The 13962-nt window shown below is 65.2% G+C and carries 13 protein-coding genes; 5 read left to right on the forward strand and 8 right to left on the reverse strand.

Translation table 11 applies throughout. The annotated features are described in order from the left end of the window. Positions 1-9 precede the first annotated feature (9 nt). The 4 genes from AC1DKR_RS03120 to AC1DKR_RS03135 form a co-directional block, all read right to left on the reverse strand. Positions 10-333, reverse strand: a complete 324-nt coding sequence (locus tag AC1DKR_RS03120; RefSeq protein WP_312107850.1) for a hypothetical protein — start codon at positions 331-333, stop codon at positions 10-12. 135 nt (positions 334-468) lie between these two features. Beyond that, a complete protein-coding gene (locus AC1DKR_RS03125) occupies positions 469-1230 on the reverse strand; it encodes a hypothetical protein (protein WP_428705053.1) in 762 nt (253 codons plus the stop codon). Positions 1231-1351: 121 nt separating this feature from the next. Continuing rightward, entirely contained in the window at positions 1352-3814 is a 2463-nt protein-coding gene (locus AC1DKR_RS03130; protein ID WP_312107849.1) for a S9 family peptidase, read from the reverse strand. Between the two features lie 154 nt (positions 3815-3968). After that, on the reverse strand, positions 3969-4304 hold the full coding sequence (locus AC1DKR_RS03135; RefSeq protein ID WP_025876944.1) for a hypothetical protein: 336 nt from the start codon (positions 4302-4304) through the stop codon (positions 3969-3971). 760 nt (positions 4305-5064) lie between these two features. Between AC1DKR_RS03135 and AC1DKR_RS03140 the strand changes: the two genes are divergently transcribed. The 4 genes from AC1DKR_RS03140 (at position 5065) to AC1DKR_RS03155 (ending at position 8226) form a co-directional block, all read left to right on the forward strand. Beyond that, entirely contained in the window at positions 5065-5571 is a 507-nt protein-coding gene (locus AC1DKR_RS03140; RefSeq protein WP_394196529.1) for a hypothetical protein, read from the forward strand. Positions 5572-5584: 13 nt separating this feature from the next. After that, the gene (locus AC1DKR_RS03145) at positions 5585-7015 is read left to right on the forward strand and encodes an XVIPCD domain-containing protein (protein WP_478031052.1); all 1431 of its coding nucleotides are present in this window, start codon (positions 5585-5587) and stop codon (positions 7013-7015) included. Between the two features lie 64 nt (positions 7016-7079). Further along, complete coding sequence (locus AC1DKR_RS03150) at positions 7080-7856, forward strand: HipA family kinase (protein ID WP_312107846.1); 777 nt, start codon at positions 7080-7082, stop codon at positions 7854-7856. After that, positions 7834-8226, forward strand: a complete 393-nt coding sequence (locus tag AC1DKR_RS03155; protein ID WP_312107845.1) for a DUF3037 domain-containing protein — start codon at positions 7834-7836, stop codon at positions 8224-8226. The genes AC1DKR_RS03150 and AC1DKR_RS03155 overlap by 23 nt, the downstream gene beginning before the upstream one ends. 4 nt (positions 8227-8230) lie before the next feature. On the opposite strand, the gene AC1DKR_RS03160 is transcribed toward AC1DKR_RS03155, so the two are convergent. From AC1DKR_RS03160 to AC1DKR_RS03170, 3 genes are read right to left on the reverse strand one after another with little or no spacing between them, the layout of a single operon-like run. After that, positions 8231-8614: an energy transducer TonB gene (locus AC1DKR_RS03160; RefSeq protein WP_157805975.1), complete on the reverse strand. Its 384-nt coding sequence runs from the start codon at positions 8612-8614 to the stop codon at positions 8231-8233. Positions 8615-8660: 46 nt separating this feature from the next. Further along, complete coding sequence (locus AC1DKR_RS03165) at positions 8661-9212, reverse strand: DUF4952 domain-containing protein (RefSeq protein ID WP_478031055.1); 552 nt, start codon at positions 9210-9212, stop codon at positions 8661-8663. Positions 9213-9252: 40 nt separating this feature from the next. After that, positions 9253-10161: a LysR substrate-binding domain-containing protein gene (locus AC1DKR_RS03170; RefSeq protein WP_312107843.1), complete on the reverse strand. Its 909-nt coding sequence runs from the start codon at positions 10159-10161 to the stop codon at positions 9253-9255. Between the two features lie 122 nt (positions 10162-10283). Here AC1DKR_RS03170 and AC1DKR_RS03175 point away from each other — a divergent pair, with 122 nt between their 5' ends. After that, positions 10284-11273: a zinc-dependent alcohol dehydrogenase family protein gene (locus tag AC1DKR_RS03175; RefSeq protein ID WP_478031058.1), complete on the forward strand. Its 990-nt coding sequence runs from the start codon at positions 10284-10286 to the stop codon at positions 11271-11273. Between the two features lie 84 nt (positions 11274-11357). On the opposite strand, the gene AC1DKR_RS03180 is transcribed toward AC1DKR_RS03175, so the two are convergent. After that, complete coding sequence (locus tag AC1DKR_RS03180) at positions 11358-13883, reverse strand: membrane-bound PQQ-dependent dehydrogenase, glucose/quinate/shikimate family (RefSeq protein ID WP_478031060.1); 2526 nt, start codon at positions 13881-13883, stop codon at positions 11358-11360. Positions 13884-13962 lie beyond the last annotated feature (79 nt).

Below are 13962 nucleotides of genomic sequence, written 5' to 3' on the forward strand. Positions count from 1 at the left end.
GCGTCCTGCTCAGCGGCCGCCCTGCACGAAGGGTTGGCCCGCCAGCGTGGTTCCCACCTGCAGAGCAACCTGCTGCCCATCCTTGGCGAAGGTGCTGCTGCAATTGTTGCCGCCCTTCTGGCAACCCACTTCCGGGAAACCGTCCAACACTTCGGCCGCGTCGCGTGGCGGGCTGGCCTGCCATCCTGCGGCATCAAGAAGGCGCTTGGCCTTGCTGTAGGGCATGCCGGCAGTGATGCCCAACGCTGCCAGCTCAGCCGGCAGCGGCTGGGCGAATGCTATGCCCGGGACAACGGAAATCGACAGCGATACGGCGAGGATGAAGGCCTTCATGGAGCGAACCCGTAGCGGACATCAGATGCGCAGCGTACCGCAGCTTTGCGGCCGATCCATGCCTTCATCACAGATGGTTACGCAACACCCACAGGGGGATACCTGGACTGGATGTGCCGTCGCAGTCCCCCCTGTTCATGGCCCGGTCGTGCACTTCAAGGCCTCCAGCTCAAGCTCCTGTTTCAAGCGATGCTGCAGCCAGGTGCTTTTGAAGCGGGCACGTGTTGCCTCCCCCTCTGGCAGCAACCGGGTCAACGCGTCACTCAGCGCGGGGCGCCACTGATCCGGCGCGAGCGACAGTGATCGCTGATTCACCTGCCCACTAGACAGCTGCTTCCATGGCAACATCAAGGCCTTCTGCGATCTCGACAGAAACACCACGTCAGGCTTGCCCTGGCGCTTCACCGTTACCGACATCACCGGATAATCGTCAGTCCACGCCACCCCGTCCCCCCTGAAGTGCTGCTGCACCCGCTGGTGCAGCCCCTGGACAGTCAATGTCCGACGGGCCCACGCCTGCTGATCGGCGAAGGTGCACGATGCCGGAGGCATTGAAGTCAGTTTCGGATCCAACTCCAGCATCTCGGCGCGATCGAGGCGGCCGGCAATCAGACTGATCGTGGCCTCCTTGGACAGCGGGGCAGCATCAATAGCCGCTTCGAACGCTTCGACCGCAGCAGCCGGCAATATCTGCTTGGGCAATTCCTGGCTTCCCGCCGAATCTGTGACACGAACACGCGAGGTGATTCCACGTACATCGCGCTCGATAAGCCAGTGCTCCGAAACACCTCCCCAACCGGACCAGTCGTAGGCCACATCGATGCGCATGGGCCCATCGGCTGCAGCAGCCATAGCGGCCGGACACAGGGCTACGACGACGAGAAACCAGGCCTTCATGACGCTCCTTGGAAAGCAGATTCTGTGGCACATGCAGCCTTCGTGCATAGCAACCGGGCATGGCTCGGTGCTACTGGACGCCTGAAACAGAAAGGCCGCCCCGGAGGGCGGCCTTGCCGGATTACTTCGCGTTCTTCACGTAGGTGTCGAACCAATTCAGCATTTCCGACACCAACTGCTCGTTCGATTCCAGCGCCGTATACCAATGCGGTTCGTTGGGCAGCATCACCAGACGGGTGGTACCACCATTGCCGCGGATCGCCTGGTACAGCTTGCGCGACTGGAACGGCTCGGTGCCCGGGTTGGCATCGTCCTCGCCGTGGACCAGCAGCAGCGGCAGCTTGATCTTGTCGGCATAGAAGAACGGCGACGCCTTCAGGTACACATCCTGCGCCTGCCATACCGAACGCCGCTCGTTCTGGAAGCCGAACGGGGTGAAGGTCTTGTTGTACGAGCCACTGGTCGCCACGCCGGCCTTGAACAGGTTGGTGTGGGCGATCAGGTTGGCGGTCATCAGGCCACCATGGCTGTGGCCGGTCACGCCGATGCGGTTGCGGTCGACCACGCCCAGCTCCACGGCCTTGTCCACTGCTGCCTTGGCGTCGGCTTCCAGCTGTTCCAGATAGGTGTCGTAGGCGTTCTTCGGGTCACCCACGATCGGGAACGAGGCGTTGTCGATGATCGCGTAGCCGGCCAGCAGCATCAGGCGGTACGGCTGCAGACGGGTGAACGTCTGCTGCGAACCAGAGACCTGCCCGGCCTGCGCGGCATTGGCGAAGTCGGCCGGGTATGCGTACAGGATCGCCGGCACGCGCTGGCCTTCCTTGTAGCCCGGCGGCGTGTACAGGGTGAACGACAGGTCCACGCCATCGGCGCGCTTGTAGGTCACCAGGCGCTTCTGGATCTGCCGCACTTCCGGGGTCGGGTCGAGCAGCTTGGTCAACGCAGCAGGCTTGGACTGGAACTGTGCCTCGCCGGCCTTGGCATCGTTGATGCGCTCACCGAGCAGACGCACGAATGCGTTCGGCGGGTCCATCACCGACTGGTGCCAGGTCAGGAAGCGACCCGGTGTATTGCTGAACCCCAGGAACTGCTCGTACGCATCGGCATCACTGCGGAACAGGCGTTCGGTTTTCAACGTAGCCAGATCGAGCGCATCCAGGAACGGACGGTCGCCCTGCGGCGAGGCCCCCTGCCCACGCAGGAACACGGTGTTGCCCTCCTGGCGCACCACCGGCGCACCGCTGGGCAGGCGCTTGAACACCAGGTTGCCCGGGTTGCCGTACAGCTCATCGCTGGACATGTCCCACAGCAGGCGACCTTCCTTCTTCGGCTGGTCCACATCCACGATGCGGGCCTGCATCCAGTGGCGGTTCTCGTCGTTCTCGAACTGGAACGACACGGCCGGGTCGGCCGACCACGCAAAGCCCTCGAAGCGCTGTGCAGTGCGGGCGATTTCCACCGGCTTGCCGGTGAACGGGGCCTTCAGCATCAGCACGCGATCGCGATGCGGCACGCTCACCTTCCAGTCGCCCTTGTCCAGCGCTTCGGCATAGACCAGGGTGGCCGGATCGGTGGAGCGCCAGTCGTAACCCCGCGGGCCTTCCGGCACACCGTGTACCGGCACGCGATCGGCCAGCGGCAGGCTGGCCAGAACCGTATTGCGGCCATTGGCCAGGTCCAGCACCGCCACATCGTTGGCAAAGCGCTGGTAGGTGACCGCATGCGAGAACGGCGCCTTCAGGGTTTCGGTCAGCACATGCACGCCATCGGGCGCGGCGTTGACGTCGTTGTACAGCGCCGGCTGGCCAACCGGGCGCACGCTGCCGGCAGCGGCATCGACCACCGCCAGCTGCGAGGCACCGTAATAGGCGAACAGCTTTTCATCGTGCACGCTGGTCAGCGTGTCGCGCGCTTCATAGGTGCTGCTCTCGCCACTGCTGCCCAGCGACTCCTGCGCGTCCGGACCGGTGGGCGTACCGCCGTTGGACGGCGCCGGCCCCTGGTTGGCCGGCACCAGCTTCACCAGCAGGTTCTGGCTGCCGCCCAGCCACTGCACCGTGCTGCCGAAGATGGGGTTCAACTGCACGTTCGGCACCTGCTTCACCTGGCCGGTGGCGGCGTCGCCCACCCACAGCTGCACGCTGGTATCGACGGCATTCTGGAAGGCGAAACGGCTGCCATCGGCCGACCACTGTGCGCCACCTGCGCACCCCTGCGGGAGGTTCACCTTGGTGCTCTTGCCGCTGACGATCTCGACCAGGGTGAAGTCGGCCACACAGGCCGGAATACCATAGCCGCCGGGGGTGTCGTGGCGGCTGCGGTTCTTCGGTTCCAGGCGCACGCCAGCCAGCTTCAGGTACGGCTGGGCGACGCGGGTGATGGACGGATAGGTCTGCGCGGTGGTCAGCAGCAGGCGCTGGCCGCTGGGGTCGATGTTCGGTGCCGGCGGCGGCGGCGCCTTGAGCACCTTGAGCAGGTGTTCCGGCGGCTTGGCGTAGTCGGCAAAGGCCGGGCCGGCGGCCAGCAGGCCGAGCGTGGCAACGGCAACGGCCGCCGCCAGAGAGGTACGACGGATGAGCATCCTTTTCCCCTGGGGTGTGATTTGGGTACCCGCACGGCGGGCATGGGCCGAATCTAACACCCCCTGCCCACCGGGAAATGGGCCGGAAGGGCTAGTCGCCCCATCCTGCAAAGCGTGGCCCTGCCTGGCCCGGCCCCTCTCTGGTGCCCCTCGCCTACTGCCGCGCGTGCAACTCCCAGGTGGACAGATAATCGGGATCGATCACCGTCACCCCACTGGACCGCAACTGGTACTCACCCGGCGCAGCCGGCAGGTACTGGTCCAGCATGGGCGGCAGGTAGCGCTCATGGCCGTCATCGCCATCGGCCAGCACCAGCCCTTCTTCGGCACTGACCCTCAGCACGGTGCCGGCAAACTGCTCCAGCCCCTGCACCTGACCATCGCCACCAAAACGGGTAACGCCCACCAGCACCAGCTTGCCAATCATCTGCGCGGCCTTGGCATCATCCAGATCCAGGGGCGGCAGGGCTCCTCTCGATTCGTTGCTCATCGTGCACCTCGGAAGCCTGCGTGGACATCGTGGACGAGATGCGCGCCCAGTGCTGCGAACAAAGCAACGTCGTGGGGCGACTCGCATGCATGTAGTGGCTCTGCGCACTGCGGGATGCAGAGCCAACCATCGGTGCTCAACTCACGGAAGAATTCTGTCTGAGGCTGCATGAACCGCAGCAACGTCTTCAGCATGTCTGCCAACACCAGCGCACGCTGCCTGCGCGACAGGCTGGTTGCTGATGCGGTAGGTATACGCGTGAACAGGACTGTGCATCGCGGGCCTCCTTGCCGAGGGGAGTGGCCTCGCAGGACCACGTTCAACGCTGCGCAAATTTGCCGGAAACAAGCTGCCGGGTGTCGGTCGCGGGAAAGCGGCAGGGAGGCCTGCAATTCAAGGCCACGCCAGTGCTTGATCGACTCACGGCTGGATGCTGCCACCTCTCACGGAATGAGGAAGTGAAGAAAATTCCATGGCATCCAGAGCCGACTGCGCGCTGCCAGGCAGAGCCCGGCGCTGGCAACTCCGCTTGCAGCAAACACCTGAGGTCCGAAGCGCCCGGCCCCGATGCCTGCAATCGTCAATTACATTTAACCTGTGATTCACCTGGCCCACTTTACGGTCAGCGCTCAACATGCAAGGAACGCTTATGCTTGGGTACGCATTCACACGGCCGTGGACGATCGTCCTGAGTGCGGCCTCGCTCTGCGCCTGCGCACACGCGACTGACCATTCGTCGACTTCTCAAGGACCCGCTACCATGGCATCGACTGCCTCCGACGCCGCAACGCCGTCTGCGCTCACCGCAGACCAACTCCTGTTGCGCCTGCTGGATCTGATCAAGGACACCACCTCCACCCGCGAACTGACCCTTGAACGGGTATCGCAGGCCATGCAGGCGCCCGCGCAGAGTTTCGGCCTGGGGCACTTCGGCTACGGCGGCACGCTGACGCCGGAATGGAGCTACGGCCTCGAAATCAAGACGGCTGGCGCCGCCGATACGCGTCTCGATCTCAATTTCATCGACACCACCGCCGAGCGTAAAGCCAACGCATCGGCGATCTGCCAGGTCGACTTCGACCAGTTCGCCTCGGGTCTGCAGGCCGCGGGCTTCAAGCGTGAAACCATCCGCGGCGAGCACGGCCGCATCATCCATGACCGTTTCGATCGCCCGAACCTGAGCATCAAGGTCGACACGATGGCTGAGAATCCGACCCCGTCTGGCGAGCCGGCGCATGCCTGCGTCCGCCTTGTCACCGTGCAGTAAGGAGCACCGCACCATGCCTACGCTTTCAGCGGATACGGAACGCCTGCTGACCGAATTTGCAGGAAAACCCGATGTAACGACCGATCAGGTCGACAACCTTCGCAAGGCCATCGCCAACTCTCCGGCGCTGGCAGCCCAGGTCGACTCGGCCATCGCCGCCGGTCATCTGCAGCGCTTTGAGCTGCTGCCTGCCGACAGCAGTGTGGGCGGCGAGTACGACGGCGGCGCAAAGACGATCAGCCTGCCGGCATCCAGTCTGTCCACACCAGCGCGGGACAGGCACGACGCTGCAGAGCTGACTTTCGTACTGGGCCATGAGCTACAGCATGGGTTCAATGATGCAGCGACCGAACGAGCCTATAAGCAGTTTGATTCCGATATTGCAGACATTGCCGCACGCGATTCGACCCACGACTACACCCAGGCCATCGGCACCCTGCTCGCAGCCAACCGGCGCGACGAGGCATCGGCGAACATCGAGGGCTGGAACGCATTGGTAGGCATGGTCAAGACCGCCAACCCGGACGCCACTCTGGAAGATCTCTACAAAGCAAGTAACCGTGCAGAGGAGTTCGTGCGCGTGCAGCCCGGCCCGCCGATGACCTATGCCGCGCACCCGGACCTCACACTCAATGCAGACCTGAGCATGACCGCCACTGCCGCCAACATCGAGGGCATGGGCAAGCACTACTACGATGAAGGTGTGTCGTCGCGGCTGGGTCCCAACGGCAATTCGGACTACCAGAACTTCTACGCTGCTTATGCCATCGGCCGGGTCTGCGAGGAAGAGGCCAGGAACCCGGCACCCGATGGCATCAGCCGGATGTCGGTGAACATGGCAAAGCTCGGCCTGCAGGAAAGCCTGCTGGAACAGAACGGCCTGTCTCTGGGTGAGGGCACGCAGCCACGGCAGCCCTACTTCGATACCAGCACCTCGCCGTCCACGCTGCACTATTTCGACCACACCGAGGGCACTTACGCCCACGTGCCCATCACCGCGCAGGCGACCGCCACTCCCTCGGTCGAGGCCCACGCTGCGCCGCTGGCGGGCGGCAACGACCGCGCCCTGCACGACCAGATCCGCGGCAAGGTGGCAGAACTGGATGCCGCCAATGGCCGCAGCTTCGACGCCTCCAGTGAACGCCTGAGCGCAAGCCTGCTGGTGCTGGCCCGCGAGAACGGCCTGGACCGCGTGGATCATGTGGTGCTCAGCCGCCAGGCGGGAGATGTCGCCGCGGCACAGAACGTGTTCGTGGTGAAGGGCGCGCTGGATGATCCTGCGTCGCTGCGCGCATCGGCAGCTACGGCTGAAGCCGCACAGCGGCCGGTGCAGGAAAGCCTGGACAGCCTCGCTATCGTCAACCAGCGCCAGGCCGACCACGCCTCGCAGGAACAGACGCGCCAGCAGGTGCAGGAACAGCAGCGCAGCGCGTTGTCGCACTGAGGTCAGGGACGGCGCCGGGCATCGCCCGGCGCACCCCATGCATCGGCCACGCTAGAATGCACCCATGCGTACCGTCCATGCCCTCCGCTACATCACCCCCTTGCGGGAAGGTGGCTCACTGCCCGCCGTGGTCGAGACCGACGACGACGGTATGGCGGTGCTCAAGTTCCGGGGCGCTGGCCAGGGGCCCAAGGCGCTGATCGCCGAGCTGATTGCGGGCGAGATGGCACGCGCGGTGGGCCTGCCGATTCCGGAGATCCTGTTCGTCGAGCTGGACAGCGAGTTCGCCCGCACCGAGCCGGACCCGGAGATCCAGGACCTGATCCGCGCCAGCGAAGGCCTGAACCTGGGCCTGGATTACCTGCCCGGCGCGATCAACTACGATCCGGCGGCGATGCCGGTGGACGCCGACCTGGCCTCGCGCATCGTCTGGTTTGATGCATTCACCAGCAACGTCGATCGCACCACGCGCAATCCGAACCTGATGGTCTGGCATCGCAAGCTGTATCTGATCGACCACGGTGCGGCGATGTACTTCCATCACGACTGGGCCAATGCTGGCGACGCCTGCGAGAAGCCCTTCGTACTGATCCGTGACCACGTGCTGCTGTCGTTCGCCAGCCGCATCGCCGAGGTGGATGCCGAAATGGCTGCGCGCCTGCCTGATGCGGAAATCGAGCGCATCGTCGGCCTGGTGCCGGACAGCTGGCTGGTCGATGAGCCGGCCTTCGACAGCCCCCAGGCTTACCGGCAGGGCTACATCAACTACCTGAAGCATCGCCTGAAGGTGCGTGCGGTGTTCGTGCAGGAGGCCATCCGTGCCCACGCTGCACACGTATGACTATGCCGTCATCCGCGTGGTACCACGGGTGGAACGCGAGGAGTTCATCAACGTCGGGGTGATCGTGTCCTGCCCGGGTGCACGTCACCTGGAAGCGGCAATCGAGATCGATGCCGCCCGCCTGCACGCCTTCGCGCCGGCGCTGGATATTGAAGCGCTGCAGCCGTGGTTGGATGCCATCGTGGCGATCTGCCGGGGCGATGCCGGCGCCGGCCCGATCGCGCAGCTTCCCGCGCGCGCGCGCTTCCATTTCCTGACCGCCAAGCGCAGCTCGGTGGTGCAGATGTCCAGCACACATGTGGGCCGCACGGCGGACCCGGCGGGAGTGGTCGAACACCTGATGTCGAAGATGGTGCGGGTGCCGACCTAGCGCGCTACTTGCCGCCGCCCCAGCGTGCGGTCATTTCGCTGCGGATCGGCGTGCGTTCGGTGTTGCTGTCCGTGGCGGTGAAGCGCATCGCCTTGACCGCGTTCAACGCCCAGCCGCTGAAGGCCGTCGACGGCTTGGCATCCACCACCTTTACGTCATACGTGCGGCCGCGCTTGTTGACCGAATAGGCCACGGTCACTTCCTCTGCAAACTGCACACGCCCGGGATCGGCATTCAGTCGTGGGCGGAAGGTGCCTTCCACCGGCTTCCAGTATGTCAGCGCTTCGGCCTGCTGCAGCTGCAGCGGCTCGGGAGACGCGGCGATGGCCATCGGACTCATCGCCAGGGTGAGCGCGAGGGCGGCAGCGCGGAGCAGCATGGGAGGCATGGTTGTCATTCCTTGTACGCCAGTGGTTGGTTTCAAGCGTACGCCATCAGGGGCCTTTCCGGTTCACCGCAACGGTCACCATGAAGTAGGGAATCGCGCTCCACTGCGTGCGCGGATGATGCAGCGATTCCACGCCCATGCCGATCTGGTACTTCACGCTGCCCGGCCGCTCGCGCCAGACGTAAGGCGCGCCGTTGCTCCAGCCACAGCAGACGTACTTCAGTGGCGGCATACCGAAGGTCTGCTGCAGATAGGCTTCGATCTTCGCCGCCGAGGCGCCGCTGACGCGATACCGCGCTTCCATCGGCTGGATGTAGGAATCGTCGTCCTGCGTGCAGCCTACGTATTCCAGCTCGGCTGGTTTTCGTCCCATCGCCTGCAGGAAATCCTGGCAGACGGTGTCGGGCCGGGCCAGGCCTTCGACACGGCCGTGCAGTTCCCATTCTGCAAGCGCACCGGCAGGCGTCTGCGCGCTGGCAGTGACGGCGCTGCCGATCAGCAGCAGCAACCCGACGCCGCAGCGGAGGCGGACGAAACAGGACGCAGGGGGATGCAGCAGGGCGATGGCAGATCCTTCGTGGGCGTGACGAAATGCCATCGTAATCGACCGACGTGACCACCCGGTGCGAACGCTTCGATCAACGCTCACGCGCCATGCTCTGTTCGGTGAAGCGCGCCACGCAGAAATCCAGGAAGCTGCGCAGCTTCGGCGTCACCTGGCGATCGCGGAGATACAACAGGTTGATCGATGTGGACACCGGTACGAATCGAGGCAGCACTTCCACCAGTTCGCCGCTGGCCAGAGCGGTGGACATCATCTCGAACGGCTGCAGGATCAGTCCCAGGCCACCGACCGCAGCGGTCAGCAGCGGCTCGGCTTGGTTGACCATGAAGCGACTGGACACCGGCACGGTCAACACGCCGCCCTGTGGGTCGTGGAAGCTCCACCGCGTACGGATCACCGAGTGGGCGAAGCCCAGGCATTCGTGGCGGCTCAGATCCTGCGGGTGGACAATCGGTGGGCGCGCGGCCAGATAGCCGGGGGCAGCGCACAGCGCCAGCGGGTACGGGCCCAGCCGCCGCGCGACCAGGCCGCTGTCGGCGAGATCACCGGTGCGGAACACCAGGTCGTAGCCGTCTTCAATCAGGTTGACCAGGCTGTTGGACAGGTTCAGATCCACCTGCACATCCGGATACTGCTGCATGTAGGCCACCACCGCCGGCCCCAGCGCATGCACACCGAAGGTGACCGGCGCACTGATTCGCAGCCGGCCCATCGGTCGCCCGCGCGCGATTTCGGCAAGTTGCTCGGCACTCTCCACGTCCTCCAGGATGATCCGGGCACGTGCCAGATACGCCTGCCCGAAGTCGGTCAGGCTCTGCCTGCGCGTGGTGCGGTTGAGCAGGCGCACACCCAGATGCTGCTCCAGCGTCTGCACATGCTTGCCGACCAGTTGCGGGGACAGGTCCAATGCGTCGGCAGCTGCAGCGAAGGAGCCCACCTCGGCCACCTTGGTGAAGCTGCGCAGGGGCACAATAAGATCCATTACAAACTATTGTTTTCCAATGAAACACCAGATTACCCCTTCTTTCGCCTGCCGGCCACGCGCACAGTAGCGCTCTGCCCCCCCTGCCCGGCCACCGGCCGGCATTCCCCTTGGAGATCCCCATGACCCAGGTTGTCCGCATCCACGCCTATGGCGACGCCGATGTGCTGCGCGTTGACGATATTGAAGTACCTGCTCCTGCCGCTGATGAGATCCAGATCCGGGTGAAAGCGATCGGTCTGAATCGCGCCGAGGTGATGTTCCGCAACGGCGCCTATCTGCAGGAGGCACAGTTCCCCAGCCGGTTGGGCTATGAGGCGGCCGGCGTGATCGAAGCGGTTGGCAGCTCGGTGAGCGGCTTCGCTGCAGGCGAGGCTATCAGCGTGGTGCCGCCATTGGATATCGCCCGCTGGGGCACCTACGGTGAGCTGGCCAACGTGCCGGCGCGACTGGTGGTGAAGCATCCGTCTTCGTTGGGCTTCGAGCAGGCCGCAGCGGTGTGGATGCAGTACGTCACCGCCTGGGGTGCGCTGCTGGAGCAGGCCAAGCTGGGTGCCGGTGATTTCGTCATCATCACTGCAGCGTCAAGCAGCGTTGGCCTGGCTGCCATCCAGATCGCCAATGCGGTGGGCGCAACGCCGATTGCGATAACCCGGGGCCCGGGCAAGCGCCAGGCGCTGCTCGATGCCGGCGCCGCCCATGTCATCGCCACTCAACAGCAGGACCTGGTGGCCGAAGTTGCCCGCATCACCGCAGGTGCTGGCGCGCGCGTGGTGTTCGATCCCATCGGCGGCCCGCAGTTCGTGCCGCTCACCGAAGCGATGGCACGCGGCGGCATCCTGCTGGAATATGGCGCGCTGAGCAGCGAGCCGACGCCGTTCCCGCTGTTCAATGTATTGGGCAAGTCGCTGACGCTGAAGGGCTACCTGTACTCGGAAATCGTGTCTGACGATGCGGCGCTGGCGCGTGCAAAGGCATTCATCGTCGATGGCCTGGACAAGGGCGTGCTGGTGCCGCTGATCGCCAAGGTGTTTACGTTCGCGCAGATCCAGGACGCACACCGTTACCTGGAATCGAATGAGCAGATCGGCAAGGTGGTGGTCACGGTTTAACCGCTTGCGCGATACCCCTGTGGCGTTGGGAATGTGCCCACAGGGGTCGTCGCTGCTGACCGTCGGTGTTGCCTGCCCTGCGGCTCATCGCGGCAACGCATACGCCATCACGTAATCCCCCGCCGGCGTCTCCATGAAATGGTGCCCACCGGCCATGATCACCAAGTACTGCCGCCCGCCGTGCTCGTACACCATCGGGTTGGCCTGGCCGCCCGCCGGCAGCTTGGTGTGCCACAGCTCCTTGCCGGTCTTCAGGTCGATGGCACGCAGCAGGTCGTCGGTCGCTGCGGCGATGAAGATCAGGCCGCTGGCGGTCACCACCGAACCGCCATTGTTCGGCGTGCCGATTTCAATGGGCAGGCCGGAGCGGATGCCGAAGGGGCCGTTGCCACGCGCGCTGCCGAACGGCCGGTCCCACAGCAGCTTGCCGCTGCGCAGGTCGATCGCACGGATACCGCCATAGGGCGGCTGCTTGCACAACAGGCCGGTGAACGGCAGCCGCCAACCGGCGTTGACGTCGATGCCATAGGGCGTGCCGACCTGCGGATCCCCTGCCCCTTCGGCACCGCCCTTGTCGGCGCGCATCTGCTCGCGCGGCAGCCAGCCCTTGCGGTCGGCTTCGGCGCGCGGCACCAGCCGGTTGTAGTTGGGCATGTCGTTGTAGTTGGCCACTATCACGCCACGCCGCGTATCGATGGCCACGCTGCCCCAGTCCGAGCCACCGTTGTAGCCGGGGTATTCGATGGAGTGGTGATCGCTGCTGGGCGGTGTGTAGAACCCTTCGTAATGTGCCTTGCGGAACTGGATTCGGCAGACCAGCTGGTCGATGGGGGTGATGCCCCACATGTCACGCTCGGTCAGCGCGTCGTCGCGCCGCAGCGTGTGGTACAGCGAGAACAGCTGGGTGGCGGCGCGCTGCTCGGGCTCCACGCCGCCCTGTGGCACCTTGCGCTCTTCGGCCGGGGTCAGCAGCTGGCCGTTGCGACGGTCGAGGATGTACATGTCGCCCTGCTTGGTGGGCAGCAGGATCGCCGGCACCTTGCCCGATGCCGTCGGGTAGTCGATGAGGCTGGCCTGCGAACCCAGGTCGTAGTCCCAGACGTCCTTGCGCACGGCCTGGAAATGCCAGACCGGCTTGCCGGTAGCCACATCGATGGCGACCAGCGAGGTCGCGTACCTGTTCTCGTTTTCGGTGCGCGAGCCACTCCAGTAGTCGCCTGCGGAATTGCCCATCGGCAGGTACACCAGGCCCAGTGCTTCATCGCCGGTAGCGGTGGTCCACATGTTCGGTGTGCCACGTGTATAGGTCTGCTCGCGCGGTGGCAGGCCGCTGCGCTCGGGCTGGTCCATGTCCCACGCCCAGCGCAGCTTGCCGCTGATCGCGTCGTAGGCCTGGATGACGCCGGAGGGCGCGTCGCGGCGCTGGCCGTCCAGTACCTGGTGGCCGGTAACGATGACACCGCGGACGATCGCCGGCGGCGAGGTGATCGATACGTAACCCGGCGGCACCTCGCCCATGCCCAGGGTGATGTCGACCTGGCCGTTGTTGCCGAAATTCGCGCAGGGGCGACCGCTGTCGGCGTCCACCGCGATAAGGCGGCCGTCCAGCGTGCCTTCGATGATGCGCGCGCTGCAGGCTGCGCGGCTGCCGGGCGCCGCACTTCGACTGGTGCGGGTCGGCGGCGGTGCGGGCAGCGCGAGATCGGCGGCCACGTCAGCCAGTGCGGCATCGGCGAGGGTCGGCGCGCTGGGCAGCTCGTAATAGGACACGCCACGGCAGGCGGCCGTATACGGGATCGACGCATCCTTCACCTTCGGGTCGAAACGCCATAGCTCCTTGCCGCTGCCGGCATCGAGGGCGATCAACTGATTGCGTGCGGTGCACAGGTACAACCGATCACCGATCTTCAGTGGCGTGGTTTCCGCACCCCAGCGCTTCTTCGGCAGGTCGCCCGTGCGGAACTGCCATGCCAGTTGCAAGGTTCCCACGTTTTCCGGGGTGACCTGCTGCAGCGGCGAATAGCGGGTGGCGGCATTGCTGCGCCCCCATGCCGGCCAGTCTCCTTCTGCCGGCTGGTCGGCAGGCTGCAGGCCGGTGGTGTCACGGGTGGGATCAAGCCCGGCGCTGACCGCCGGCTCCGGGAACGGCTGATGCCCGTCGACCATGCCATGCGGGGTGAACGCGAGGCCGAAGGCGGCCACGAAGACCAGCATCAGTACAGCGGCCACGCTGCGCGACAGCCGCCTGGGCACCGGCGCCTGCAGGGTCGGCGCCAGCAATGCCAGGACGATGCCGAGGGCGGTCACCAGGCCCAGCCGTGGTACCCAGCGCCAGTAATCGCTGCCCGATTCCCACCAGGTCCACAGCAGGCTGCCGATGAACACCAGTGCATACAGCAGTGCACCGCTACGCCGATTGCCCCACAACAGGATGCCGCAGACCAGCAGGCCCAGGCCGGCGATGGCGTAGTACCAGGAGCCACCGAGGCTGAGCAGCCACGCACCAAGGCCGCCGATGACCAGGCCGAGCACGATCAGCAACAGGGCCAGCACGGTAACGAGAGGATGGCGGGGCGGAGGCGCGTAAGCAGACTGCGGCGTGGCGGACATCGTCGATCTCCGGGGGCAGCATGCGCCCTTATGCCACCGTCACCGTGAAGTGCGTGCGTATTTTCGACTGCAGACACGA

The sequence above is a fragment of the Stenotrophomonas sp. 01N47 genome, assembly GCF_056399165.1.

Excerpts from the sequence above, each read along its gene's own strand:
- AC1DKR_RS03165 (WP_478031055.1), bottom strand. The coding sequence starts at position 9,212 with ATGGCATTTCGTCACGCCCACGAAGGATCTGCCATCGCCCTGCTGCAT.
- AC1DKR_RS03135 (WP_025876944.1), bottom strand. The coding sequence starts at position 4,304 with ATGAGCAACGAATCGAGAGGAGCCCTGCCGCCCCTGGATCTGGATGAT.
- AC1DKR_RS03170 (WP_312107843.1), bottom strand. The coding sequence starts at position 10,161 with ATGGATCTTATTGTGCCCCTGCGCAGCTTCACCAAGGTGGCCGAGGTG.
- AC1DKR_RS03160 (WP_157805975.1), bottom strand. The coding sequence starts at position 8,614 with ATGCCTCCCATGCTGCTCCGCGCTGCCGCCCTCGCGCTCACCCTGGCG.
- AC1DKR_RS03140 (WP_394196529.1), top strand. The coding sequence starts at position 5,065 with ATGGCATCGACTGCCTCCGACGCCGCAACGCCGTCTGCGCTCACCGCA.
- AC1DKR_RS03175 (WP_478031058.1), top strand. The coding sequence starts at position 10,284 with ATGACCCAGGTTGTCCGCATCCACGCCTATGGCGACGCCGATGTGCTG.
- AC1DKR_RS03180 (WP_478031060.1), bottom strand. The coding sequence starts at position 13,883 with ATGTCCGCCACGCCGCAGTCTGCTTACGCGCCTCCGCCCCGCCATCCT.
- AC1DKR_RS03150 (WP_312107846.1), top strand. The coding sequence starts at position 7,080 with ATGCGTACCGTCCATGCCCTCCGCTACATCACCCCCTTGCGGGAAGGT.
- AC1DKR_RS03125 (WP_428705053.1), bottom strand. The coding sequence starts at position 1,230 with ATGAAGGCCTGGTTTCTCGTCGTCGTAGCCCTGTGTCCGGCCGCTATG.
- AC1DKR_RS03120 (WP_312107850.1), bottom strand. The coding sequence starts at position 333 with ATGAAGGCCTTCATCCTCGCCGTATCGCTGTCGATTTCCGTTGTCCCG.
- AC1DKR_RS03145 (WP_478031052.1), top strand. The coding sequence starts at position 5,585 with ATGCCTACGCTTTCAGCGGATACGGAACGCCTGCTGACCGAATTTGCA.
- AC1DKR_RS03130 (WP_312107849.1), bottom strand. The coding sequence starts at position 3,814 with ATGCTCATCCGTCGTACCTCTCTGGCGGCGGCCGTTGCCGTTGCCACG.